The sequence below is a fragment of the Chryseobacterium sp. Marseille-Q3244 genome, from assembly GCF_940807095.1.
GTDB lineage: Bacteria > Bacteroidota > Bacteroidia > Flavobacteriales > Weeksellaceae > Chryseobacterium.
Genome location: NZ_CALNWX010000012.1, coordinates 69542 through 93844 on the forward strand (window position 1 = coordinate 69542; position 24303 = coordinate 93844).

The 24303-nt window shown below is 36.5% G+C and carries 20 protein-coding genes; 9 read left to right on the forward strand and 11 right to left on the reverse strand.

What is annotated here, in order from left to right:
* Positions 1 to 415: 415 nt before the first annotated feature.
* The 5 genes from NBX25_RS18520 to NBX25_RS18540 form a co-directional block, all read right to left on the reverse strand.
* Positions 416 to 2674, reverse strand: coding sequence for a glycoside hydrolase family 3 C-terminal domain-containing protein (locus NBX25_RS18520; protein ID WP_250254837.1), 2259 nt, complete (start codon positions 2672 to 2674; stop codon positions 416 to 418).
* Between the two features lie 288 nt (positions 2675 to 2962).
* Positions 2963 to 3769, reverse strand: coding sequence for a methionine ABC transporter substrate-binding lipoprotein MetQ (metQ, locus tag NBX25_RS18525; protein WP_123910848.1), 807 nt, complete (start codon positions 3767 to 3769; stop codon positions 2963 to 2965).
* 100 nt (positions 3770 to 3869) lie between these two features.
* Positions 3870 to 4526, reverse strand: coding sequence for a methionine ABC transporter permease MetI (gene metI / locus NBX25_RS18530; RefSeq protein WP_250254839.1), 657 nt, complete (start codon positions 4524 to 4526; stop codon positions 3870 to 3872).
* Entirely contained in the window at positions 4519 to 5547 is a 1029-nt protein-coding gene (locus NBX25_RS18535) for a methionine ABC transporter ATP-binding protein (protein WP_250254841.1), read from the reverse strand. The genes metI and NBX25_RS18535 overlap by 8 nt, the downstream gene beginning before the upstream one ends.
* A gap of 18 nt (positions 5548 to 5565) precedes the next feature.
* Positions 5566 to 6564 (reverse strand): EamA family transporter, encoded by a 999-nt coding sequence (locus NBX25_RS18540; RefSeq protein WP_250254844.1) that lies wholly within the window; start codon positions 6562 to 6564, stop codon positions 5566 to 5568.
* 620 nt (positions 6565 to 7184) lie between these two features.
* Here NBX25_RS18540 and NBX25_RS18545 point away from each other — a divergent pair.
* The 9 genes from NBX25_RS18545 to NBX25_RS18585 all read left to right on the forward strand — a co-directional run bounded on the left by NBX25_RS18545 (position 7185) and on the right by NBX25_RS18585 (position 17120).
* Positions 7185 to 7937 carry an SDR family NAD(P)-dependent oxidoreductase gene (locus NBX25_RS18545; RefSeq protein ID WP_250254846.1) on the forward strand — a complete coding sequence of 251 codons (753 nt, stop codon included), beginning with the start codon at positions 7185 to 7187 and terminating at the stop codon, positions 7935 to 7937.
* A 13-nt stretch (positions 7938 to 7950) separates the two neighbouring features.
* Positions 7951 to 8388: a MarR family winged helix-turn-helix transcriptional regulator gene (locus NBX25_RS18550; RefSeq protein ID WP_250254848.1), complete on the forward strand. Its 438-nt coding sequence runs from the start codon at positions 7951 to 7953 to the stop codon at positions 8386 to 8388.
* Between the two features lie 185 nt (positions 8389 to 8573).
* The gene (locus tag NBX25_RS18555) at positions 8574 to 9461 is read left to right on the forward strand and encodes a helix-turn-helix domain-containing protein (RefSeq protein WP_250254850.1); all 888 of its coding nucleotides are present in this window, start codon (positions 8574 to 8576) and stop codon (positions 9459 to 9461) included.
* Between the two features lie 145 nt (positions 9462 to 9606).
* Positions 9607 to 10488: an AraC family transcriptional regulator gene (locus NBX25_RS18560; protein ID WP_250254852.1), complete on the forward strand. Its 882-nt coding sequence runs from the start codon at positions 9607 to 9609 to the stop codon at positions 10486 to 10488.
* 274 nt (positions 10489 to 10762) lie between these two features.
* Positions 10763 to 12889, forward strand: a complete 2127-nt coding sequence (locus tag NBX25_RS18565; protein WP_250254854.1) for a type IA DNA topoisomerase — start codon at positions 10763 to 10765, stop codon at positions 12887 to 12889.
* A 354-nt stretch (positions 12890 to 13243) separates the two neighbouring features.
* Entirely contained in the window at positions 13244 to 13642 is a 399-nt protein-coding gene (locus NBX25_RS18570) for a PaaI family thioesterase (RefSeq protein WP_228412763.1), read from the forward strand.
* A 120-nt stretch (positions 13643 to 13762) separates the two neighbouring features.
* Positions 13763 to 14107 carry a phage holin family protein gene (locus tag NBX25_RS18575; protein ID WP_123910857.1) on the forward strand — a complete coding sequence of 115 codons (345 nt, stop codon included), beginning with the start codon at positions 13763 to 13765 and terminating at the stop codon, positions 14105 to 14107.
* Between the two features lie 289 nt (positions 14108 to 14396).
* Complete coding sequence (locus NBX25_RS18580) at positions 14397 to 16391, forward strand: S9 family peptidase (protein WP_250254856.1); 1995 nt, start codon at positions 14397 to 14399, stop codon at positions 16389 to 16391.
* A 234-nt stretch (positions 16392 to 16625) separates the two neighbouring features.
* Positions 16626 to 17120: a DNA-deoxyinosine glycosylase gene (locus NBX25_RS18585; RefSeq protein WP_250254858.1), complete on the forward strand. Its 495-nt coding sequence runs from the start codon at positions 16626 to 16628 to the stop codon at positions 17118 to 17120.
* 150 nt (positions 17121 to 17270) lie between these two features.
* On the opposite strand, the gene NBX25_RS18590 is transcribed toward NBX25_RS18585, so the two are convergent.
* The 6 genes from NBX25_RS18590 to NBX25_RS18615 form a co-directional block, all read right to left on the reverse strand.
* Positions 17271 to 18302 (reverse strand): phosphotransferase enzyme family protein, encoded by a 1032-nt coding sequence (locus tag NBX25_RS18590; RefSeq protein WP_250254859.1) that lies wholly within the window; start codon positions 18300 to 18302, stop codon positions 17271 to 17273.
* Positions 18293 to 19201 (reverse strand): sugar phosphate nucleotidyltransferase, encoded by a 909-nt coding sequence (locus NBX25_RS18595; RefSeq protein WP_250254861.1) that lies wholly within the window; start codon positions 19199 to 19201, stop codon positions 18293 to 18295. Before NBX25_RS18595 ends, NBX25_RS18590 begins: the two co-directional genes overlap by 10 nt.
* Positions 19191 to 20588: a Gfo/Idh/MocA family protein gene (locus NBX25_RS18600; protein WP_250254864.1), complete on the reverse strand. Its 1398-nt coding sequence runs from the start codon at positions 20586 to 20588 to the stop codon at positions 19191 to 19193. The genes NBX25_RS18595 and NBX25_RS18600 overlap by 11 nt, the downstream gene beginning before the upstream one ends.
* A 240-nt stretch (positions 20589 to 20828) precedes the next feature.
* A complete protein-coding gene (locus tag NBX25_RS18605; RefSeq protein ID WP_250254866.1) occupies positions 20829 to 21902 on the reverse strand; it encodes a serine hydrolase domain-containing protein in 1074 nt (357 codons plus the stop codon).
* Positions 21903 to 21947: 45 nt separating this feature from the next.
* Complete coding sequence (locus tag NBX25_RS18610; RefSeq protein WP_250254867.1) at positions 21948 to 23489, reverse strand: M61 family metallopeptidase; 1542 nt, start codon at positions 23487 to 23489, stop codon at positions 21948 to 21950.
* A 54-nt stretch (positions 23490 to 23543) separates the two neighbouring features.
* The gene (locus NBX25_RS18615) at positions 23544 to 24236 is read right to left on the reverse strand and encodes an AIM24 family protein (protein ID WP_250254868.1); all 693 of its coding nucleotides are present in this window, start codon (positions 24234 to 24236) and stop codon (positions 23544 to 23546) included.
* Between the last annotated feature and the right edge of the window lie 67 nt (positions 24237 to 24303).

Genomic DNA, 24303 nt, shown 5'->3' on the forward strand with positions numbered 1-24303 from the left:
TCAATAAAAAATAAAGGTTTCAAATTGAAACCTTTATTTTTTATTTCAATACTGTATTTTTATAGGCAGATAAGTTAAAAAAATCTGTGTAATCCGTATGATCTGCGGGAAGTTTTCTGAAGATTTGAATCACTAAAATTATAGCCGGCGCTATTGATAAAGGAACCTTTTTTATTCATCAACGATGGGAAGCTGGCTTCTTTAAAGTTTTTATTTTTCTTGATGGTTAAAAATTATTTAAGTTCCCGCGAATGTCACAGATTACACAGATAGATGAGAACGTCTACTTAGGCACAGGAATCTGCGAGAAATAAAAAAGCAGGCTTCAAAACTGAAACCTGCTTCATAAATTCTACAAAATTAATTAGATAGATAAGTTAGTCGTCAAATAGTAATTTCCATCTTCTATCCATTACTATTTCAACGTAAACTTTATTTTTGTTTTGATGGCATCCGAAGAATTACCCATTAAAGCTTCAAAGTCTCCCGGTTCTGCTACCCAATCGTGTTTTTGAGCATCAAAGAAACTTAATGCAGATTTATCGATGGTGAAAGTCACTTCTTTTTGTTCTCCAGGGTTTAAATAAATCTTTTCAAAGCCTTTTAATTCTTTGGCAGGGCGTGGAACAGATGATTTCAAATCGCTGATGTAAAGCTGTGCAACTTCGGCTCCGGCTTTTTTTCCTGTATTTTTAACGGTTACCGTAAAAGTAATAGTATCGTTCTGTGATAAACTTGTTTTATCTGCTTTTGCTTTTCCAAATTCAAATGTGGTATAGCTTAATCCATGTCCGAAGCTGAAAAGAGGTTTAATGTTTTTGGTATCATGCCAGCGGTATCCTACAAATACACCTTCGTTGTAAGTGATATTGATCGGGTTTTTCTGATCTTTTCCTTTTCCTGCAGCCAATTCATCTTTCTGACCAGGATATTCTCCAAGTTGATGAGCTGAATTATCTTCAAGCTTTACAGGGAAAGTAAACGGAAGTTTTCCTGATGGGTTGGCATCACCTGCTACAATAGAAGCAATAGAATTTCCAGCCTCAGAACCCAGATACCATGCCTGTAAAACTGTTGGTACCTCTTTAATCCAAGGCATGGCTACTGCATTTCCTGAAACTAAAACTACAGCCAGATTTTTGTTCGCTTTAGCTAATGCTGTAATCACATTATCCTGGTTGTAAGGTAATCCATAGCTCTTTCTGTCATTTCCTTCACTGTCCTGGAAGTCTGCTTTGTTTAATCCGCCAACGAAAATTACGTAATCGGATTTTTTTGCTAATTCTACAGCTTCATTGATGAGTTCCGCTTCAGAACGGGTGTCTTTCAGGTCCTGTCCGGATTTTACCCCGTTGTACTCTCCACCAATGTCACCTACATACCCTCTGGCATATTGCACATCAGCTTGTTTTCCAAATCTATTTTTGATTCCGTCTAAAGGAAGAGTTTCATATTTTACTTTTAAGGATGAAGAACCACCGCCCACAGTCATAATCTTGATGGCATTCTCACCAACAACAGCAATTCTTTTAGCCTTATTAACATCGATTGGAAGTATATTTCCCTGATTTTTTAACAGAACAATTCCTTCTTCCCCGATTTCTTTAGCTACAGCTTTATGTTCTTCAGAAGCGATATTTCCGAAAGGTTTATTTCGGTTCATTGTCGTTTTGTAGGCAAGACGAAGCAGTCGGGTTACCTTATCATCAAGTTCTTTAGTTCCTACTTTTCCTGCTTTAATCAGGTCAAGATATGGTTTTGCCAGATAATAATTATCATAGGCATTTTTGGTTCCGGCAGAAAGACCATTCGTCCATGATCCGAATTCAAGATCCAATCCGTTATGGATAGCCTGCTCAGTATTGTTAACAGCACCCCAGTCGGAAACCACTACACCTTTATAATTCCATTCTTTTTTCAGAATATCATTTAAAAGGTATTGATTCTGGCTGGCATACTGACCTTTATACATATCATAAGCGCCCATAATCGTCCACGAATCTCCTTCTGTCACTGCTGCTTTGAATGGAGGCAGGTAAATTTCATATAATGTTCTGTCATCTACATTTACATTGCTGGTATGGCGGAACATTTCCTGATTGTTCAGGGCAAAGTGTTTAACAGAAGTGGCTACCCCATTAGATTGTACCCCTTTGATATAAGGAACTACCATTTTTGAGGTCAGATAAGGATCTTCCCCCATATATTCAAAGTTTCTGCCATTTAGAGGAGTTCTGTAAATATTGACACCTGGGCCCAATAGAATATCTTTCTTTCTGTAACGGGCTTCTTCTCCCAATGCTTTACCGTAGTTCCAGGACATTTTCTTATTCCAGGTAGCAGATAAAGCGGTAAGGGCAGGGTAGGCGATAATGGAGTCGTTGGTCCATCCGGCTTGATCCCATTCGTCCCACATGACTTCAGGACGTACCCCATGAGGGCCGTCAGTCGTCCAGAACTCAGGAATTCCTAATCTTGGAACACCGGGAGAACTGAATTTTGACTGTGCATGCAGCATAGCTACTTTTTCTTCCAGGGTCATTCTGGAAAGGGCATCCTGAATACGCTGTTCTACAGGTTTTGATTCATCTAAATAAATGGGAGTAGTGTTCTGGGCCATATAAGAAACAGAAATAAAGGTGAATAAACTTACAATGGCGGTTTTCTTTAACATATTGCCTTTTTAATGGATTGAAGCAAAAATAAACAAAATTTTTATATTATCTCAAATTGAGAAAATAAATTTTGAAACATAAAAAAACTGCCTACAAAATTGCTGGCAGCTTGTTATTTATTGGAAGGTAGAAATCTGTTGGGAGAGATTTGTAGATAATAGACTGAGAGATGCAATATTTGATGTCAATAGTCAATTTTGCTTCGCAAGTGAATCGTTAATTAGGAGTGAAGGGATAACGATCTTGAACTTTAAACCTCGCACTCTACTTCTCAATCTTCAGGCTCATTACCATCCTTTCACAGCTCCTCCTTTGAAAACTTCCAGGGCTTTCTTTTCCACTTCATCAGATTGGTAAGCTTTAACAAAGTTTTTTACCTTCTGGCTGTTCTTATTATCCTGTCTTGCCACGACAAGGTTAACATAAGGAGAGTCTTTATCTTCTTTAAATATACCCTGCTTTTCTGAATCCAATCCGGCTTGTGCAGCAAAATTATTGTTGATGATTCCTACTACAACATCTCTGTCATCCAAAACCCTTGGGATCTGTGCTCCTTCAATTTCCATAATTTTCAGCTGTTTTGGATTTTCAGTAATATCGGTAACCTTTGGAAGCAATCCAACCCCTGCTCTTAGTTTCAGTAAACCGTTTTTCTGCAATAGAAGTAAGGAACGTCCACCATTGGTAGGGTCATTGGGAATAACAATAGTGCTCCCATTTTGTAACTGGTTAAGATTGTTAATTTTCTTTGAATAAGCTATAATAGGGTAGACAAACGTATTTCCTACAATAGCAAGATTATATCCTCTTTGTTTTGATTGTTCGGTTAAATAAGGAGCATGCTGAAAAGCATTCACATCAATATCTCCATTCATCAAAGCTTCATTGGGAACAACATAATCATTGAAAGGAATCAGCTCCACTTCAAGGTTGTATTTTTCCTTTGCTACTTTTTTAGCTACTTCAGCGACTTCCTGCTCTGGTCCATAAGTAATTCCCACTCGGATAAAGTTCGGATCATCTTTTCTTCCTGAACAGGCACTGAAAAGAAGTACTCCAGCAGCGATTAAACCTAAAATTTTTATTTTTTTCATTCTATTCTTTTTAATTTGTAAAGAAGTTAAAATAGTAAAATCACAAAAGCAGCGTTCGTTTATTTATTCTCCTTTACTCAAAAACTCTATTACCTTCAACTTATCTATAGTCAAACCTCTTAGAAAGTCTATCTCCCATAAACTGGATGATAAAAACCAAAAGTACTAGTAAGATCAATACCGTATTCATAATCACAATATCATAACCGATATATCCATACTGGTATCCAACCTGTCCTAATCCACCGGCACCTACAGCACCACCCATCGCAGAATACCCTACTAATGTGATTAATGTAATGGTTGCATTATTAATTAATGAAGGAAGTGCTTCCGGAAGTAAAACCTTTCTGATGATCTGAAAAGGGGAAGCGCCTAAGGCTCTCGCTGTTTCTATTAATCCGTGAGGAACTTCGATAAGGCTGTTTTCAACCAATCTTGCAATAAAAGGGGCTGCTCCCACACTTAATGGAACCAATGCTGCATTGACTCCAATGGAGGTTCCCGCTAAAACCCTTGTAAAAGGAATCATCCATACAATTAAAATGATGAAAGGGATAGCTCTGAAAATATTGACAATAATGGATAATGCTCTGTAGTAGATCACATTTTCTAACAACTGTCCTTTTCTTGTTAAAAATAAGAGAATTCCAACGGGGAGCCCTAAAACAAATCCAAAAAATCCGGATACGAATGTCATATAAATTGTTTCCCAGGTTCCTTTTGCCAAAAGGGCAAGTACTGCATCACTAAGCATATCCTTTTACTGTATTTTGAATTTTGTTCTGATTAAAATAATAGATGGCCTTCTGGTTTTCCTCAGCCTCTCCTTGAAGTTGCAAAAGTAGTTTACCAAAATTAGAATTCCCAAAATATTCTACATCTGCTTTCAAAAGTTTGTAAGGGATTTTATGTTCATTGTATAAGGCTGAAAGAATCTGTTCAACACTTATGTTTTCGTTAAGTTCTATTTCGACCAATGGAAATAAACCTTCCTGAGGTTCTTTCTGTAGCCTGGTATTGAGTTCCTGTGGCAGGGTCATGATGTCTGAATTTATAAATTGTTGGATCACCGGATTTTCCCGGTTTGAAATGATCTCACTTAATGTTCCTTTAGCTAATAGTTTTCCTTTGTCTATCACGGCAACGTGATTACAAACAGCTTTAATGACTTCCATTTCATGGGTAATCAGAAGAATAGTAATTCCTAATCTCACATTAATATCCTTTAGGAGCTGTAAAATAGATTGGGTGGTAACCGGATCCAATGCACTGGTGGCTTCATCACAAAGCAACAGGTGAGGATCATTGGCTAAAGCCCTTGCGATGGCCACTCTTTGTTTCTGTCCTCCGGAAAGGCTTCTTGGGTAATCATGGGCTTTATCTTCAAGGCCAACAATCTTCAGTAATTCGTTGACCTTTTTATTGATTTGATCTTTGCTGATGTGGTCCAGCTCCAGAGGAAGTGCTACATTATCAAAAACAGTTCTTGAAGAAAGAAGGTTAAAGTGCTGGAAGATCATTCCTATTTTTTTACGTTCTTCAGCAAGCTGCTTTGAACTTAATTGGGTGAAATCCTTTCCATTAATAATGATCTGCCCTTCATCCGGTCTTTCCAACAGATTAACGGTACGGATCAGGGTACTTTTTCCGGCACCGGAGAAGCCTATGATACCTACAATATCTCCTTTATCAATATTGAGGCTCACCTGATCCAATGCCTTAAATGCCTGCTTCTTCTGATGGAATGTTTTTGATATGTTTCTGATTTCTATCATTCTGATGTTTTATACTATTTAAATAGGCTGATATCTTTTGCCTGCCCTGTTAAAAAATCTTCTAACTCTTCTGATTTTGACCTTAGACCGTTTGGAAAGCTTGAAATACTTGGTGACATTGGTCAGCAATACTCCCAGCAATATGATTGCCAAACCATATAACTGGCCTCCATTGATACTTTGATTAGCCACAATCCATCCTGCAATAACCGTAACAATAGGGTTAATGTAGGTATGGGTACTTACCAATGCAGCGGGTTTCACGGACAACAGCCAAATGTACGACAAATAAGCGACTATCGATCCAAAGAAGATCAAAAACAGAACACTTGCCCATGCCGATACAGGCACGTTTGAAGCAGAAAAATGAGTCCATTCTCCTCTGAATAAGGCAATAAGAAAAGCCGCTACTCCTGCTACAATAAGCTGCTGGGCAATATTCATAAAAGTAGAATGTGAGGCTGGATTTTTCTTGGAATATAGAGAACCTAAAACCCATGCAATAGAACTTAATCCCAATACTACAAAAGCAGTAATCCGTAATTGAGGATCACCAGAAGCATGTGCCGCAGTAGAGTTTACACTTCCTTTTAAGAAGAATATCAATCCTACGAATCCAATCATCAGACCTATCGGAATAAACTTATCTGAAAAATAGTATTTCCAGTTTTTTCTATCGATGGCAATGAACCAGAAGGGTCCGGTGGCAATAGAGATTGCAGCTTCTGAAGCTGTTACATACTGTTCGCCCCAGGCTACAAGACCTGTTCCTCCGGTAAGGATAAGAACTCCGGTAATGGCATTTTTCTTCCAGTTGACCAGAGAATTTGCTTTTTCCCCTTTAGACAATAAATACCCCATCATCAAAACCCCTGCTACCAGAAATCTCAATCCCGAAAGAATGAACGGAGGAAAACCTTTCAAGCCAAATGAAATAGCTAAAAACGTAATCCCCCATATTACATAAATGTTTGTAAATGCCAATGGAACCAGCCATTTGTTTTTAGAATTGCTCATTTTTATTTTTTTTAATGTTTTGGTTTTAAATAAAAAAGGCCCTACAACTTGGTAGGGCCTTCAAAAGTATGTCATATTAAAAGTAAGGTCACCCACAGTATTCTTTATGCACAGGCATACACATATCCTTCATCATGTTTTTAATGATGTGTTTATGAGTTGCATTATTCTTTGTTATTGTGCTCATTTTATTTTATTTCCTGAATACGTTTGCAAATATATAATATAATTTCTATTAGTCTACTAAAAATGTAGGGTTTTTGAATGTTAAATTATCATTAACGATTTAACTTGCTGTTTTTAAATTGTTTAATCTTTTTATTTTTTTCTATTTTAAGCTGTTTTGAATATGGTTTTTCCATTTTAAATTCATTTTCCATTGAGATTTCCGGTTTTTTACGTTGTAAGAAAAATAAAATAAATTAAAATTTTTAAGAATTGTATAAAATAGGATTGCATCATAACACTTTATCTTCATGATAAAAAGAGTTGGCTCTCAACTCCTATGATTCCTGTAAATTTTAAAATAGTTTTCATTTTTAACAATATTTATGATTAGACATTGATGACTAATCATTAAATTTGAAATATCAATTTTATTAATTTTAAAAAGAATCAATATGAAACGTTTTGAAAACAAAGTTGCTTTTATTACAGGAGGAAATTCAGGAATTGGGAAAGCTGTGGCTGTTTTAATGGCAAGAGAGGGAGCGAAGGTTGTTATTGCCGACCTTAAAGAGAACCGGGAAACCCTGGAAGAAATTCTGAAAGAAGGAACCGACGCAAAATTTATTGCATGTGATGTATCAAATCATGAAGAAGTGGAAAGAGCTGTTAATGAAACGATAGAGGCGTTCGGAAGTTTGGATATAGCGGTTAATAATGCAGGAATTGTAGACGCATCTCCTGTTCATGAAAAGACAATAGAAGAATGGCAGAAAGTTCTTAATATCAATCTGAGCGGGGTGTTTTATGGAATGAAATATCAGATTGCCCAGATGAGAAAACAGTCAACAGGTGGGGCTGTTGTGAATATGGGTTCTATCATGAGCCAGGTTGCTGAATTCGGAATTGCTTCGTATGCTTCATCAAAACATGGGTTGGTAGGCCTTACCAAAGTAGCTGCGTTGGAAAACGGAACTCATAATATTCGTGTTAATGCGATTGGTCCGGGATATATAGAAACCCCTTTGTTAATGGACAATGCAGCACAAAGTGCAGAGTACAGATCCTATATGGAATCTAAACATGCGATGAAAAGATTGGGAAAACCCGAGGAAATTGCAAAAGCTGTATTATTTTTGGCATCAGATGACGCAAGTTTCTGTACAGGAGCTTATCTTCCGGTAGATGGAGGTTATCTGATACAATAATTAAAATAAAGAAATGAAAAAAATAAAAGCAGGAGATCTTCCACTTCGAAGGCAGCTGGGAATTACCATGGTGGAAACATATCATCATGTATATGAAAAATCGCAAGAGTTTTTTGCCGGTTATGGGCTTACTTCTCAGCAGTATAATGTGCTTTCGATCCTGCATGATGCGGGTCAGCCATTATCTACTTCTGCCATTTTGAAAAAGATGTTAGAGAAAAACGCAGGAGTATCCAGACTGGTAGACCGATTGATTCTAAAAGAATTGGTTGAAAAAAGTGTGAATACAGAAGATAAACGCCTGATAGATGTTGCACTTACGAAAAAAGGAGATTCTTTATATAAAAAAGTGACTGACCATCTAGCGGGGGTAGATGATGTGTACAATGCATTGACAGATGAAGAAACAGAAACTCTGATCCGCCTTTTGGAAAAAATGAGAAAAATTTAATCTCAAATATAGGATCTAAAAAGAAATGAATTGAATAATTTTTTAAATCATTTGTGATGTTTTTTTTGTTTTGAAAAAAATAATTTTGTTTTCATTAAACTAAAAGGAAGGTAGAAAAAATAGATGCTGCGGTTTTTTAGTGGAAAATATATTCGGTTATTAAATTTCATAAGATTCTTTTCTACATGAGTACACATATCAAGCCTCTTGAAAATAGACAAAATCAAAAATACCACTTCATTCCGGATGTTCCTGATATGATTTCATATCAGAACTTCCGGAATGAAGCTATGGATGGTATTGCAGGAACAGAAGAGGCCTTTTCATTATTTTTAATAAAAAAAGGTCATGGAACTCACACAGTAGACGGAGAAGTAAAAGAAGTTCAGAACAGACAGATGCATTTTGTTTTTTCAGGGCAGATCAACCAATGGGATCTGGAATCTGGTTATGAAATAGATCGTATAATGATCTCTGGGAAAATATTTGAAACTTTCGGCAGTTATCTAAAATACCCTTTCACTCATTATATGAAGTTGGGGAACATTAGTTTATCAGCAGAAAGTTTTGAAAAATTTCAATATGAATTTATCAATATTGGAGCTGAGGTGAAAAGTGGGCCGGAAGGACAATTAACTTCTGAATTCAGGCTTAAAGTCATCATGTTGATGCTGAGCAAAGAAATCTACAGGCTTCATTATGAAAAAAGAATGAATTCTGCCTGTCTTCTTTCTAGATTTATTACATTAGTATTCGAACATTTTCGAGAACAAAGAACAGTCAGTTTTTATGCCGATAAATTGTCTGTTACAACCAATTATCTGAATATTCTGTGCAATAAGCACCTAGGAAAAACAGCAACCGGAATCATAAACCGAGAATTATTAGCAGAAATCAAACAATATCTGGCGGCTTCCAATGTATCAATTAAAGAATTAGCTATTCTGATGAATTTCAGTTCAATCACCAGTTTTTATGCTTTTTTTAAAAAGTACACGGGAATGACACCCAAAGAGTTTCAAAATCAATATACAGGCATAAACGTACTGAATAGAATACCGGAAGATCTATAATTTTCAAAAACTATAATTTCCATTACATCTCCGATTATGAGAAAAGAATTCTTATCCGATTAAGATAAGAAAGTATTCCTGTCGCTTTATTTCAAAATGGTATGATACTTATAAAAATAAGCAACATTTAAATGTATTGATGAATATGAATGAGAGAAACATTCCAATTCAGCGGATCCGGGAGGTTCAGGAAAGATTGAAAATATATCATGATATTATTTTTTGCCAATCCAAGGGATCTTATTATTGGTATAACCCTATTCGTCATGATTTTCTTTCACTGATATTGTTTGAAAGCGCAGAGGGAAAGCATATCATTGAGGGGAAAGAATATCTCATACAAGGGAAGCAGCTTCATCTGGTATTTCCAGGTCAGATCCATTATTGGAATTGTGAAAGCCAACATGAGATCTGCCAGCTATTTATAAGCGAGAATATATTTGAAAGAATGGAACGATTGATGCCGTTTCCGATTTTTATGTACAAAAAAAAGCCGGTTATTGATCTGGATGATGAGGATTTTAACAGATTCATGCATGAGTTCAAGGATATTCGGGATGAACTTCAAATTCCCTCGCCGGTGATGAGCGAAATTATTTACTCCAAAATGAAAATTATCGCCAGAAATATTGCTAAAGAAGTACAGAAAAATACAGAATACCTTAATGTGTATGAAAGCCATCCGGTTCTTTTTGATTTTATGAACCTTTTGAATAAAAACTTCAGACAGGAGAGAACCAAAAAATATTATGCAGACCAATTAAGGATCAATGCTAATTATCTGAATATTCTCTGCAAAAAATATTTGGGACGAACAGCCACCGAAATAATACACAATCAAACCATAGAAAAGATAAAATATAAGCTGATGATGACAGCTGATCCTTTGAAAGATATTGCCTTTGACTTTAGTTTTCAAAACTATGGGCATTTTTCAGGTTTTGTTAAAAAACATACAGGAATTACTCCAAAAAAATTCAGGGAACTGTATGGAATACCTGTCGAGAAAAGGAGTAATCAACAATGAAAACATGAGTTTTAAAGAAAATTCGTAACATAGAAAGTTATATGGGGGAAAAGTGTAATAAGGAGGATTGGAAATGGATAGGCTTCTGCAATGCTCATGAAATCAATCTGTGTTTTCGAATAAAATAGACAATCTTTCCGATGATTTTGATACATTTATCCATTTCCGAAGCTAAGAACATTTTCAAAAGCTTTGACATTCAATGACTCTGAATCTAAATTAGCTAAAGTCAAAAAAAATCCCGATTTTTGCCTCCTTCAATAAACCTGAGTTCATGAAATTATGTATTGCCGAAAAACCAAGTGTTGCCAGAGATATTGCCAAAGTATTAGGTGCTACCGCATCTAAACAGGGCTATATGGAAGGAAACGGCTATTGCGTGACATGGACGTTCGGACATCTTTGTACCCTAAAGGAACCTCACGATTACGGTCCGCAATTCAAATCCTGGAATTTATTTTCACTGCCTATTATTCCCAGCAGTTTTGGAATAAAACTAATTCAGAATAAAGGAGTAGAAAATCAGTTTAAAGTGATTGAAAGGCTAGTCGAAGAATGTGATGAGGTCATTAATTGTGGGGATGCCGGGCAAGAGGGAGAATTGATCCAGCGTTGGGTACTGCAGAAAGCAAAATGCAACAAACCTGTTCAGCGTTTATGGATTTCTTCATTGACGGAAGACGCTATCAAAGAAGGTTTTGCCAGCCTGAAACCGGCAGAAGATTATAAAAACCTATATCTGGCTGGAAATGCCAGAGCAATAGGAGATTGGCTATTGGGGATCAACGCAACAAGGCTTTTTACCAAGAAGTTTGGGGGAAATAAAGCTGTTCTTTCCATTGGAAGGGTACAGACTCCTACATTAGCTATGCTGGTTCAGCGCCAGAAAGAAATTGATGCTTTTACTACCGAAGAATATTGGGAACTGAAAACCAAATATCGTGAGGTGGTTTTCAATGCTGCGATTGATCGTCTTAAAACGTTAGAGCGTGCAGAAAAAGGGTTAGAATATCTTAAAGTAAATCCTTTTGAAATCGTTTCGTTTGAAATTAAAGAAGGAAAAGAAAAAAATCCACGGCTTTTTGATTTGACCGGATTGCAGGTGGAAGCCAACAAAAAATACGGATATTCAGCAGAGAATACATTGAATTATGTTCAGAGTCTTTACGAAAAGAAACATGTAACCTATCCTCGTGTTGACACTACATACTTATCAGATAGTTTATATCCGAAAATAGAAGGAATTCTTCGAAAGATGTATCCATACCAGGAGTTGATTGCACCTTTATTGGAAGCTCCGATTCCAAAATCAAAAGCGGTGTTTGATGATACCAAAGTTACCGATCACCATGCGATCATTCCTACGGAAGTTCCTCCTTCCCAAAATCTGAGCAGAGAAGAAAAACTGATTTATGACCTGATCGCGAAACGTTTCATTGCGGTTTTTTATCCCGAATGTAAAATTTCAAATACGTTGGTAGAAGGAAAAGTAGGAACTATTCCTTTCAAAACCAGTGGAAGACAGATTCTGGAACCGGGATGGAGATCTGTTTATGCGAAAGAACCTAAAGAAGAGTCTACAGATAAGGAAAAAGAAAAAGAGGAAGAACAAACTATTCCTGAATTTATCGTAGGAGAAACCGGACCTCACGACCCTATGATTCACCAGGGAAAAACGACTCCACCAAAACCTTACACGGAAGCAACCTTGCTGAGAGCAATGGAAACCGCCGGAAAACAGGTTGAAGATGAAGAATTGCGTGAAATGTTGAAGAATAATGGGATCGGAAGACCATCTACCCGTGCCAACATTATCGAAACGTTATTCAAAAGAAAATATATTGAAAAGAAACGAAAAAATCTGATTGCCACTCAAACAGGAATTCAGCTGATTGATACTATTGAAGATGAACTTTTAAAGAGCCCGGAACTAACTGGAGAATGGGAATCTAAACTTCGTAAGATTGAAAAAGGGGAGTATGAAGCCAACCTTTTCAAAGAAGAACTGATTCAGATGGTAACAGAGCTTACCGATAAAGTAGTATACGGAAAAGGTAAAGTCATTACCCTGCAGGACGAAGAGAAAGAAGAGGTGAAGGAAAAGAAAAAAAGAGAACCTGCACAGAAAAAAGAGCTTCAGTCCTGGGAAGAAACAAAATGCCCGAAATGCAAGGAACATAACCTGATTAAAGGTAAAGCTGCTGTTGGATGTTCAGATTTTAAAAACTGCGGGTTTAAAATCACGTTTGAAATCTTTGGTAAAAAATTATCTGATAAGCAGCTTTTAGATCTTGTTTTAAAAGGAAAAACTTCTAAACTGAAAGGGTTCAGTGCTCACCAGGAAGGGTTGACAGAAGGAGTACTTTCTTTAACAGATGATTTCCAGGTACTGCTTACCTAATTATTTTGCCAATATCATAATTGGAGACGTAATAACTCACTTCCTTAGAAGGGATGAATTCAAAAAAATGAAAAGCTTTTAAGATAGGAGGAGTTTACAGTCCCTCAAAAACAATATATCTTCCAACTACCATTATTCATTTTCAAAGATTAATGAGATTCTTCCTTCGTCAGAATGACAAAGTACAAGAATAACTATCTGCAATAATACGGGATTCGAACCTTTGACCTTTTGACTGCCAGTCAAACGCGCTGCTTATTTTTCAAATTCATCATTTACGCAGCATGAATATTAATTTTTTACATTTACATTAAAATTTTAAAAAAAACAATGACCCCAGAGAAAAAGAAACTTATGACAGACAGCTTCGGCCGTTCAGAAACCCTGAAATTCTATAATGCTGAACTATTGGAAGTAGAAACTGATTTCGTTTCTATTAAAATACCCAAAATGGAAATGATGACCAGAAAAGCAGGCATGTTTAATGGGGCGATGATTGCTTCCCTGGTGGACGTTTCATCAGGATATGCCGCAGTAAGCCATTATCCGGAAGACTGCTACGTGGTAACAGTAGAATTAAAGGTAAACTATCTGCGTCCGGCTATTGGAGATGCTTTGGTTTCAAAATCTTATGTCATTAAAGGTGGTTCTAAAATCAGTGTCATCAGAACGGAAATTTATGTTCAGAATGAAGACTCCGGATCAGAAAGTCATGCAGCGACTTCATTAGTCACCATGATGAAGATAAAATAACCCGATTTTTGAATTGTTTTGAACAAAATCTTCCTTAAATAAAGGATTTAAAGAAATTTTTTTCACTGAAATGGAATGGCTTTTGCTCCATACACCCCATAACTATTAAAAAATTACGAAATGAACTTAATTATCCGTTTGTTCGTCACAGCAATCGTGGCGTACCTTTTAACTAAAATTTTACCGGGAGTACACTTTGAAGGTTTTTCATCAGCAATTATCTTTGCTATTGTACTTGGGGTTTTAAACATATTTGTAAAACCTATTTTAAGCCTGTTTGGGCTTCCGCTTACCATTCTAACCTTAGGATTCTTTGCATTGGTTATTAATGCAGGTATTATCCTGATTGCTGACTATTTCATAGACAGTATGGTGGTAGATGGTTTCTGGTGGGCATTTGTCTTCAGTATATTATTATCAATCGTGACTTCTCTGGCGAATTCAATGTTCTCAGATGGGGATTAGCAGATGAAAATAGAAATTGAAAAGTCCGTTGGTGTTTTTACCAATGGACTTTTTTTGTGTCTGAAAGTAAAGGTAAACAGGAATAGAGGAAGTAAATTTCAGTATTCACCCTTTTATTTTATTCATTGGTTATCTTTATTTTTCAATATTTGTTTCAGACCATCAATTTTATTGTTAATTCTTTCGGTAATTTTTATTTTAAATACTAACTTTGGCAATCTTTGAATTTAATGAAAGGATTTGATGAAATCAGTAGGGTTTTACAGATCCGCTAAAAATGAATGAACATATGAAACTTAAGTACAGTCTGCTGGCTCTGGCAGCTCCGCTCTTAATGAATGCACAACAATTAATGACACCTGAAATTCTTTGGACTTTGAAAAAAGTAGGAGTACAGGCTGTTTCTCCCGATCAGGCATCCCTTATTTATAAAGTAGGACAGGTAGATCTGAAAACAGAAAAAACAAAAAATGAGAACTACTTTCTGAATGTTCTTAACCACCAGGCTTCTAAGATCGATTTTGGAAAAAAAGCTTTGATCCAGTGGGATAGAAATGGGATCTATGCTCAGGAAGGAGATAAAATCTATCTTTCAAAAGATGCCGGAAAAACATGGGCAGAATTCTATACGATTGGTGAGGCTGACAATATTGTTGTTTCTCCGGATGGAAAAAGAATTGCTTTCAGTAAGCAAGTATTGGTAGAAAAATTAATGGGGAAAGACAAGTATAGCGATACCCCTAAAACTACCGCTCAGGTATATACAGACCTTAACCACAGACACTGGGATTATTTCAATGAAGGAAAATATAACCACGTATTTGTAGTAAATACTTCAGATAAAGTAGAAGCAGCTAAAGATTTATTGGAAGGAAAAACATGGGATTCTCCTCAAAGACCTTTTGGTGGTGCTGAAGACTTTGTATGGAGCCCGGATTCTGCACAGCTTTTATATGTTACCAAACCAAAAAGCGGTAAAGAATATGCTACAAGTACAAATACAGATATTTTTGCTTATGACTTAGCTACAGGAACTACTAAAAACCTTACAGAATCAAATAAAGGATACGATGTCAATCCAAAATTCAGTCCGGATGGAAAATCTTTGATCTGGCAGAGTATGGCCAGAGATGGGTATGAAGCGGATAAGAATGATGTAAAGATTTTAGACTGGAAAACAGGGAAAACTACCAATCTTACAGCAGGTTGGGATGATAGTGTTTCAGGAGATGTACTTTGGGGTGCTGATTCAAAAACGATCTATTTCACGGCAGCTTACAGAGGAACAAAACAACTGTTTTCTTTAGATTCAAAGTCTGCAAAAGTACAGCAGATCACCAAAGGAGATTTTGATGTGAATGAAATTTTCACAGACAACAAAACTTCAATAATAGTAGGAAGAACAGATGTAAACCATGCTACAGAATTATTCTCTGTAAACCTTAAAAACGGAGAAATGAAGCAGGTTACTGAAGCGAATAAAGATACTTATGCGAAGTTAGCACAAGGTAAATCTGAGCTTAAAATGGTAAAAACTTCGGATGGTAAAGAAATGGGCGTATGGTTCCACTATCCACCGAACTTTGATCCTAATAAAAAATACCCAACATTAGTATATTGCCAGGGAGGACCACAGTCTGCATTAACACAATATTTCAGTGTAAGATGGAATTTTGCCCTAATGACAGCAAACGATTATATCGTAGTGGCTCCAAACAGAAGAGGTATGCCGGGCTGGGGAACAAAATGGAATGAAGACATCTCAAGAGACTGGGGTGGACAGCCAATGAGAGATTATCTTGCAGCCACAGATTATGCTAAAACATTACCGTATGTAGATGGTGACAGAGTAGCTGCTGTTGGAGCAAGTTATGGAGGATACAGCGTATTTATGTTGGCTGGAATGCATGAAAACAGATTCAAAACATTCATCGCTCATGATGGATTATTCGATATGAAATCATGGTACCTGACGACTGAAGAACTTTGGTTTGCAAACTGGGATCTTGGTTCACCATGGGAAAAACCACAACCAAAAGCTTATACAGAGTTTAACCCAAGCAATTTTGTAGAAAAATGGAACAAGCCAATTATGATCGTTCAGGGAGGAATTGATTTCCGTGTACCTTACGAGCAGGGGCAGGAAGCTTTCCAGGCGGCAAAACTAAGAGGATTAAAATCTAAATTGGTTTATTTCCCGAATGAAAATCACTGGGTACTTCATCCACAAAACGGATTGGTATGGCAGAGAGAATTCTTTGACTGGTTAAAAGAAACTTTATAATAGATATCAATAGAAGCGGGCTTTAGCCCGCTTTTTTTATGATGAAAAGTCTAATGGTTTTAGAATGTAATAGTTCTTAATTAGTAAGGTAGAGAAATATCAAAAAATCAATAGGAACGGGCTTTAGCCCGCTCTGTTTATCATCAATAAATTCCAATGGCTTTAGCCGAAACCTAAAAACCAATGATTTAAATTTCCTTCACCCAAGGAAATAAAATAGTTATATATTTGATTATGCAAAACCGTATTTCATCATTTCCCCCTCTCATCGATGAACAGTCTGAAATTTTAATTCTGGGTTCTATTCCCGGAGTAAAATCATTGGAAATGCAGCAATATTATGCCCATCCCCAAAACAAATTCTGGAGAATTATTCTTGAACTACTGAATGAAGAATTTACCGAAGATTATTCCAAAAGAATGGAAACCTTAAAGAAACATCACATTGCTCTTTGGGATGTCATCGATTCCTGCGAAAGAAAAGGAAGTCTGGATTCCGAGATTAAAAATGAAGAAGCCAATCAGATTGATGAATTGCTGAGAGATCATCCGAATGTGAAAGCCATCTTTTGCAATGGAGGAAAATCGTATAAAAACCTGCAAAAGCTTTTAGGAAAAAACTATAAACTTCCTATTTTCCTCATGCCATCAACAAGTCCGCTTCATACCATTTCATTTGAAAGAAAATTTGAAGAATGGAAGAAGGTGTTGGAGTTTTTGAAGGTTTGAGAGTATTAGAGTGCGATTTTAAGTTTTAATATCTATCCTGAGTTATAAAAGTATAGACTCCTACAGAATGACAAAGTGTGAGGATAGTCTAAACGCTCTGTTTGTCATTCCGTAGGAATCCCAATATTGTATTTTGATAAGAATAAAAAGTTAGTAGCTTAAATAGGCTCTCAGTCCTTTCAATAATTCCAGTTGATTTCTTGTCCTGTCCAGATTATGTTCCGGATATTTTGTAGAATAATAAACGCTTCCATTCAGATAATCAGTTAAAAAACGAACCTCTTGAATATAAATGGCGACTTGTGCAGCATAATCAAGGTGGGCATACTCTTCCGGAGTCAGTTTTTCCTTTAAATAGAAAAGAAATCCTTTTTTTACAGCTTCATACATTTCAGGATTGAAATTGTTTTTAGCACTTCCGTCATCTTCATGAGTGGTATTGGTGTAAGACTGAATCATTGTTCCGAAATCATATAAAATAGTAGAAATCATCATGGTGTCCAGATCGATTACCGCTAATGGCTGATGATTTTGATCGAAGAGGATATTACTGATTTTTACATCAGCATGGATGATTCTTTTAGGGATCAGATTGCTTTTCTCCATTTCTATCCATTCCTCAGGTAAGGAAATAAGCTGGTTGGTGATTTCTATTTCAGCCTTTGCACTCTCTTTTAAATGAGGAACAGCGTTTTCTAGTGCCTTTTTGTAGTCTTCAATTCTTTTTTTGAAATTGAGGAAATGAGGAAGCGTATCTTCAATAGCGGGCAGCTTTTCAGTATTTACGATATTCAGGAAATAGCTGAAGGCTTTAGCGGCCTCAAAAGCGGTTTGTAAAGAAGGAACGGTAAGAAAGGTAATGCTGTTTTCTACAAAGCTTAACATTCGCCATGGTTCATCATTGGCATCTTTTACCAGAAGTTGGCCCGTAAGAGAAGGGATAGGCTCTATGATTTGAAATTCATAATTATTCGATCTAAGAAGTTCATTAACCATTAAATGATTGCTGACAATCACTTCCGGCTGCTTAAAAACAGAGTGATTGATCTTTTGCAGAATAAATTTTTTCTGCTGATCCAGATCTTCTAAAAGATAAGTCGTATTAATTAGGCCGTCATTGATAGGAGAAAGAGTATAATTGCCAGTATTGATAAACTGTGTTACAATATTATTTATTTCCATAGATCTGTCGGGTATCTGTTATTCTGAATTTCTGACATCAGAAAATCCTTAATATTTTGTTTATCATCAGCATAAGTTACGCCCATCCATTGAGAAGGAGAAGCCTTTACCATTACTTTTACTTTCTTTTCATCTATCATTTTTTGCACTGCGCTGGGAATGTAGAATTCCTGTTTTGACGTTGGATCAGACTCTATGAAATCATAAAAATAGGCTTCCAGAGAGCAGAAAATATGAGGATGAAAAATAAAAAAATTCATGGATACCAATGTATCGGGATTCAGTTTGATATTCTGTCCGTTTTCCCTATAAATGATTGAGCCATTAAGCTTTTGAATAGAGGTTTGTTCCTCTACACGGATCAGGTTATTTTCAGAATCCAAAGTACATATTCCTCTGGCTACAGTCCCATGACCACTCAATGTTGTACTTACAGGATAAGCAATCATGCCCAATTGAGAGTCGGAAATATGATGGTGATTAATTTCATCAGCAGCGAGTAAATAGGCTTCTTTTCCATAGAAATCATCTGCATTAATCATAATGAATGGCGCCTGTATTGCATATTTTGCACATAAAACAGCATGTGCAGTTCCCCACGGTTTTTCACGTTCAGGATAATCAAAACCCTGTAGAGGAATACTATTCAGTTCCTGGTATACCCAATGAAGCTCAAAACCTTTAGTTTTAGAAATAGCATCGAGGCGTTCAATATAGCTTTGAGGAATCAATGTATTAACGATAATAACCACTTTAGAAAAACCGGCTTGCAGAGCATCATAGATGGAATACTCCAGAATAGGTGAACCATTATCGAGTATTCCATCCACTTGCTTAAGGCCTTTGTACCGGCTGCCTAATCCACCTGCCAGAATGAGTAATGTTTTCTTAGAATTCATCAGTCATTCCAAATACAGGTTTACGGGTTTTCCATTTACCGTTCGTGAAGTCAGGAATTTCAACGACCTGGCCTCCCTTGGCAATAGACTCTTCACTCAATGGCGTGATCGAATACCATAAAGCCAGATCATAAACATCCATAGGGAATTCGATATTTCGTTTGATGCATTCAATGAAGGTATTCATTACAAAGAAGTCCATTCCACCATGCCCTGCTCCTGCAGCGGTGCTTTCGAACTTCTTCCACATCGGATGGTCATGTTCTTTCATCCATTTTTCCGTATTGTCCCAACGGTGCGTGTGATTCATTGTTTTTTCAAAATAAATATGCCCCTGGTTGAAGTCTCCCCACCCGAAGTCCTGCCATAATCCCTCTGTTCCCTGTACACGGAATCCAAGATCGTAAGGCCTCTGTAAGCTGGTATCATGAGTTAAAAGAATAGTTTCCCCATTTTCACAGGCAATTTGTGTGGTAACAATATCTCCCTGATTAAATTTTACTTTGGCATTAGGATGATTTTCCCCACCTTTTGCATGTTCTGTAATATATTTATGCAATCCCACAGATTTGGATGAGAATGAAGAAAGTCTTGTTAAACGGTTTCCACGGTTAATATCCATCATCATGGCAATAGGACCTAGTCCATGGGTAGGATAAAGCTCTCCATTGCGTTTTACATAATGTTCAGTTCTCCATTTAGCCTCACTGAAGCCTTTTTCTCCAAATTCAGCTCCTGAATTATAAGGGGTAACTCCATCATTGAAAAGTACACCTCTCAGATCATGCTGATAACCGCCTCTTCCATGAACCAATTCTCCAAACATACCTTTACGGACCATATTCAGAATGGCCATAACGTCTCTTCGGTAGCATACATTTTCCATCATGAAAATAGGAACCTTAGTTTCTTCATATACTTTTACGAATTCCCAGCAATCCTGAAGTTTTATGGCTCCGGAAACTTCCATCCCGACAATTTTTTTAGCACGCATAGCTTCTACACCCTGAGGAAGATGCCATTCCCATGGAGTAGCAATGACTACAGCATCTATCGTTTTCAATTTTAAAAGGTTTCGATAGTCATATTCACCGTTTGAAAACTCCTGAGCGACCGGTTTATTGTTGTCTTTTAATATTTTTTGAGAAGCGGCCAGCATTCTTTTATCCGGATCAGCAAAAGCCACAATCTCTACATCACTACGTTTCGCCAATAGCTTTACATGTTCCTGACCACGAAGTCCTACACCAATAAAGCCCACACGGACTTTTTTATCTGTTTTAAAATCATTTGAATAGGCAAATAAAGAATTGGGTACAACCAATGCACCAAAACCTGCCAAAGCTGCTGTTTTGATAAAATTTCTGCGGGAAGTGCTATTGTCCATTTATTTTTTTCCTAAATATATTAAAACTTTTGCAAAAGGCGATGGGGTGGGAGTTCAGGGTTTGAGAGTATGACCGTTTTAAAGGATGATTGTAAATTGCATAAGATCTCGCTAATTCTACAAAATCTATCATCCCAAAGGATATCCATTCTTTGGAGGGGAAGCAAAAATTCGAAGGATTTTTGACGGAGTGATTAGGAATGTTTTTAAACAATTAAAAAAGTTGAAATATTGAAAAAATTACTGTCCATAGTAAGCTTTAATTAACCTTTCTCTCATTTTATTCAGATACTTGATATCTTTGGTGTTGGATAATATGATGATGCTGAGGTTTTTATCAATTAAATGTACCCAATTCGCACTATGACCATAGCCTTCTCCCTGACGTTCTGCAAATAGGGTGTTGACAGCGCCGAATTTTTTAGGATATACCCAAAAACCTAATGCTGTATCCTCTAGTTTCTTGTCTGCCGTAAGCATTATCTCTAAAGTTTTTTTTGAAAACAGCACAGCGTTAAATATTGCCTGGTCAAAGATCAATAAATCTTTAGGAGTGGAGTACATAGCTCCTGCAGAATAAAAATTATCAATATAAGTATTGGTAGGAGTATGCAGAGCAAATGGATCTGATGGATCTGCTGAGTAGCCTTCATCTATATTTTTGATGATGTCATTGTGATGAAGAAAACCGGTATTTTTCATTTTGAGAGGAACTAAAATTTGTTCTTTGAGCACCTCTTCAAAAGGCTTGTTGTAGATTTTCTCAATAATTTTGCCTAGAAGGATAAAATCCCCATTGTTATAACTGAACTTGGTTCCGGGTTGGTCTGCTAATTTTTCAGAAAGGAAAGTTGTGATAAAATCGTCCAGGTTCCAAAGGGTATTGTCGTAAGCCTGATGAATGAGTTCCGGTGAACTGATATCCTTATTTTCCCGGCCACTGCTGTAGGTAAGAAGGTTTCTTATGGTTGCTTTCTTTGCTGCCTCACCTTTGTATTCCGGATAATAAGTGGAAATAGGAGCGTCCAGATTAATTTTTCCTTTTTCATAAAGCTGCATGATTAATGCAGCCGTAAAAGTCTTAGTAAGTGAAAAAATATGAAATCTGGTTTCATCAGAAAAAGGGATATTATAATGTCTGTTGGATAAACCTTTATAAGTAAGTAATTCAGTCTTTCCATTCTGAGCTAATAAAACAGAACCATTGAAATTATCTTTTTTTACACAGGAATCGATTACTTGCTCCACTTTCTGTATTTGTGGATAAACAAAATGAATTATAATCAATAAGAATCCTGAAAGTTGTTTTTTCATAACAGCAGTTTTTTAATACGGTAAATAGATGAAAGAATTTAAAGATTACTGATTTATCCAAGCTTTTCTTAAAGCCAGTTGTTTTGAATCAGGGCTTAAAATAAGATTTACTTTTCCGGTATTTTCATCATAAGTAAAACCGACTTTCGCCAGATATTCTTTAATAGGAACAGGCTGAGTGCCTTCTATAAAATTATTGAAAAATGTACGGATTTCAGGATAAGTCATTTTTGTAATTTCATCAAATAAATCATCATCATTAAAATATTTGCCTTCTCCATATTTTTTCATCAACTGCAGCATCAGATCCTGAGTGCCCATTTTTCCTCCTGAGAGTTCCCGTAACCTTATATCCAGGCATAATCCTAATAATGGTCCCTTTTCGTAAAAATTCATGTATTGATCCTGTCTGGCCATGGCATTTTTACTGATTTCTGTGAAAGATAGTTGGTCATCAAATTCTTTCATCCCTTTTATCTTCTCTTCCAGAGTCTTTTCAAAATCTTCCAAACTGACCATTTTTTGTTTTATAGGCATATGAATGGTTGCATATTCCGTCATTCCTTCGTATAACCAAAGATGTTTAGACATAACAGGATTCAGAAAGTCATAATGTTGAATTTCTCCAGAATGGATGTTAAGTGGAGTCACTATGTGGAAGAACTCATGAGAAGCCACTCTGTTTAAAGCATTAGGAAGAAACTTCATGCTTCCCGAACGGTAGAGGCATACGGTAGATTGAGAATGTTCTAGCCCGTCTCCCATGAATCCCTGTTCATTTGAAGATTCATAATAAATTAAGAAAGCATATTTATTTACGGGTAAAGTTCCTCCCAGGTAGGCTTGCTGGTTTTTCAAAATATTCTCTATCTCATGTGCTATTTTTTTTGAATACTGTCGTTCTTTTTTATTATAAAAAGAGACAAGCACCTCGGTATGACCTATTTTCAGCCAGGTTGTATCGGGAACACAATATAAAACGGGAGAGTCTACCAATTGTCGGTAATTTTTTGCCCAAACGATATCTGTGTTTTTATCTTTCTGTTTATAATCCAAAGCAGACGAAGCATAAAAATCTTTATTTTTTGTAACATTAATCTGATAAGGAACATCTTTTATTTCTTCAAAATATCCTACAAGAGAGTTATAATTAATCACAAAAACACTATCTTTAATAAACATACTGCCGGCAGATTTAGCTTCATGAGTATCCTTTTCTAAAGAATCCCACCCATCAGCTACCTTATATGATATTTTCTTGACATGTTGAAGATCATGTACGATCCAGCTATTTTGATCCAAACGTTCGGTGGAAATTTTTTTTCCATTTTTATCCGTAGCAACCAGATTAGAGACATACTGTCCAAAATTCATAGCCTGATAAAACCCGGGAACCAGTTTGGGAATAATAAATTTCCCCTGTTTAAGATTGTTCTTAGGGGGAGCAAAAGAAACCGTGACTTCATCATTAGACATATGAAGTAGGTCTATATTGTAATTGTAATTTTTCTTTGATAATTGGGATTGGGCAATAAGTGTAGTAGGAAAGATCATCAGTACGAAAACTAACTTGATCAGGGTATTCATACGCTTTGTTTTAGTTAGTACGAAAATACAAAAATTGCCCAAGTGGAGTTGAATTTATTTTTCCATAAAGTACACTTCTTCATAAGGTTGAATCAATACCCAGCCGTGTCCTGAGAACTTCATTTGAAATTCTTCGCCGCTTCCTCTTCCGATAAGGCTTTTAAAGGAAACATTGGTTTTCAGTTCCGGGCTGAGGTTTCCGGACCAGGCAACGGTAGCATTCGGATCAGTGAAAACCGGAGCGTCCGGAGTCACAAGTAAAGTTAAAGGATCTCCATGGGTGGTAATCGCAATATGGCCGGTTCCAGATAATTTTACCTGGAAAAGCCCTCCAGACATCATTCCTGCAATACTTTTCAGCATGGTAATATCACTTTTTACACTTTGTTCATGAGCTAGAACGTCATTCCCATTCACACAAACAGATTCATTATTCAGGTAAAGAATACGAACTTTCTTACCAGAGTCGGCAACGTACAATTTTCCTATCCCTTCAGCTTTCATCAGTTTACTTCCTTCTCCGCTGATGGCTTTCTTTAGAAGATTCCCAATACCCCCTGCCAGCATTCCCTGTCGTTCAAAGTTGATATTTCCCACATAGCTTACCATACTGCCTTTTTTAGTCCACACTGCCTGATTATTCAGGTTAATTTCTAAAAGGTGTTTGGTTTCCAGTTCAAAATAATCCCTTTGTTGCGGGTTCTCCTTCGTTTCGTTGATAAATGCTTCAATTGAATATTTGCTCATATTAATTCGTAGTTTTAGAGTTGTTATAATGTTTTAAATGGAAGGGAAGCTCTTGTAGACCTCTCTT

Excerpts from the sequence above, each read along its gene's own strand:
- NBX25_RS18520 (WP_250254837.1), bottom strand. The coding sequence starts at position 2,674 with ATGTTAAAGAAAACCGCCATTGTAAGTTTATTCACCTTTATTTCTGTT.
- metQ (WP_123910848.1), bottom strand. The coding sequence starts at position 3,769 with ATGAAAAAAATAAAAATTTTAGGTTTAATCGCTGCTGGAGTACTTCTT.
- metI (WP_250254839.1), bottom strand. The coding sequence starts at position 4,526 with ATGCTTAGTGATGCAGTACTTGCCCTTTTGGCAAAAGGAACCTGGGAA.
- NBX25_RS18535 (WP_250254841.1), bottom strand. The coding sequence starts at position 5,547 with ATGATAGAAATCAGAAACATATCAAAAACATTCCATCAGAAGAAGCAG.
- NBX25_RS18540 (WP_250254844.1), bottom strand. The coding sequence starts at position 6,564 with ATGAGCAATTCTAAAAACAAATGGCTGGTTCCATTGGCATTTACAAAC.
- NBX25_RS18545 (WP_250254846.1), top strand. The coding sequence starts at position 7,185 with ATGAAACGTTTTGAAAACAAAGTTGCTTTTATTACAGGAGGAAATTCA.
- NBX25_RS18550 (WP_250254848.1), top strand. The coding sequence starts at position 7,951 with ATGAAAAAAATAAAAGCAGGAGATCTTCCACTTCGAAGGCAGCTGGGA.
- NBX25_RS18555 (WP_250254850.1), top strand. The coding sequence starts at position 8,574 with ATGAGTACACATATCAAGCCTCTTGAAAATAGACAAAATCAAAAATAC.
- NBX25_RS18560 (WP_250254852.1), top strand. The coding sequence starts at position 9,607 with ATGAATGAGAGAAACATTCCAATTCAGCGGATCCGGGAGGTTCAGGAA.
- NBX25_RS18565 (WP_250254854.1), top strand. The coding sequence starts at position 10,763 with ATGAAATTATGTATTGCCGAAAAACCAAGTGTTGCCAGAGATATTGCC.
- NBX25_RS18570 (WP_228412763.1), top strand. The coding sequence starts at position 13,244 with ATGACAGACAGCTTCGGCCGTTCAGAAACCCTGAAATTCTATAATGCT.
- NBX25_RS18575 (WP_123910857.1), top strand. The coding sequence starts at position 13,763 with ATGAACTTAATTATCCGTTTGTTCGTCACAGCAATCGTGGCGTACCTT.
- NBX25_RS18580 (WP_250254856.1), top strand. The coding sequence starts at position 14,397 with ATGAAACTTAAGTACAGTCTGCTGGCTCTGGCAGCTCCGCTCTTAATG.
- NBX25_RS18585 (WP_250254858.1), top strand. The coding sequence starts at position 16,626 with ATGCAAAACCGTATTTCATCATTTCCCCCTCTCATCGATGAACAGTCT.
- NBX25_RS18590 (WP_250254859.1), bottom strand. The coding sequence starts at position 18,302 with ATGGAAATAAATAATATTGTAACACAGTTTATCAATACTGGCAATTAT.
- NBX25_RS18595 (WP_250254861.1), bottom strand. The coding sequence starts at position 19,201 with ATGAATTCTAAGAAAACATTACTCATTCTGGCAGGTGGATTAGGCAGC.
- NBX25_RS18600 (WP_250254864.1), bottom strand. The coding sequence starts at position 20,588 with ATGGACAATAGCACTTCCCGCAGAAATTTTATCAAAACAGCAGCTTTG.
- NBX25_RS18605 (WP_250254866.1), bottom strand. The coding sequence starts at position 21,902 with ATGAAAAAACAACTTTCAGGATTCTTATTGATTATAATTCATTTTGTT.
- NBX25_RS18610 (WP_250254867.1), bottom strand. The coding sequence starts at position 23,489 with ATGAATACCCTGATCAAGTTAGTTTTCGTACTGATGATCTTTCCTACT.
- NBX25_RS18615 (WP_250254868.1), bottom strand. The coding sequence starts at position 24,236 with ATGAGCAAATATTCAATTGAAGCATTTATCAACGAAACGAAGGAGAAC.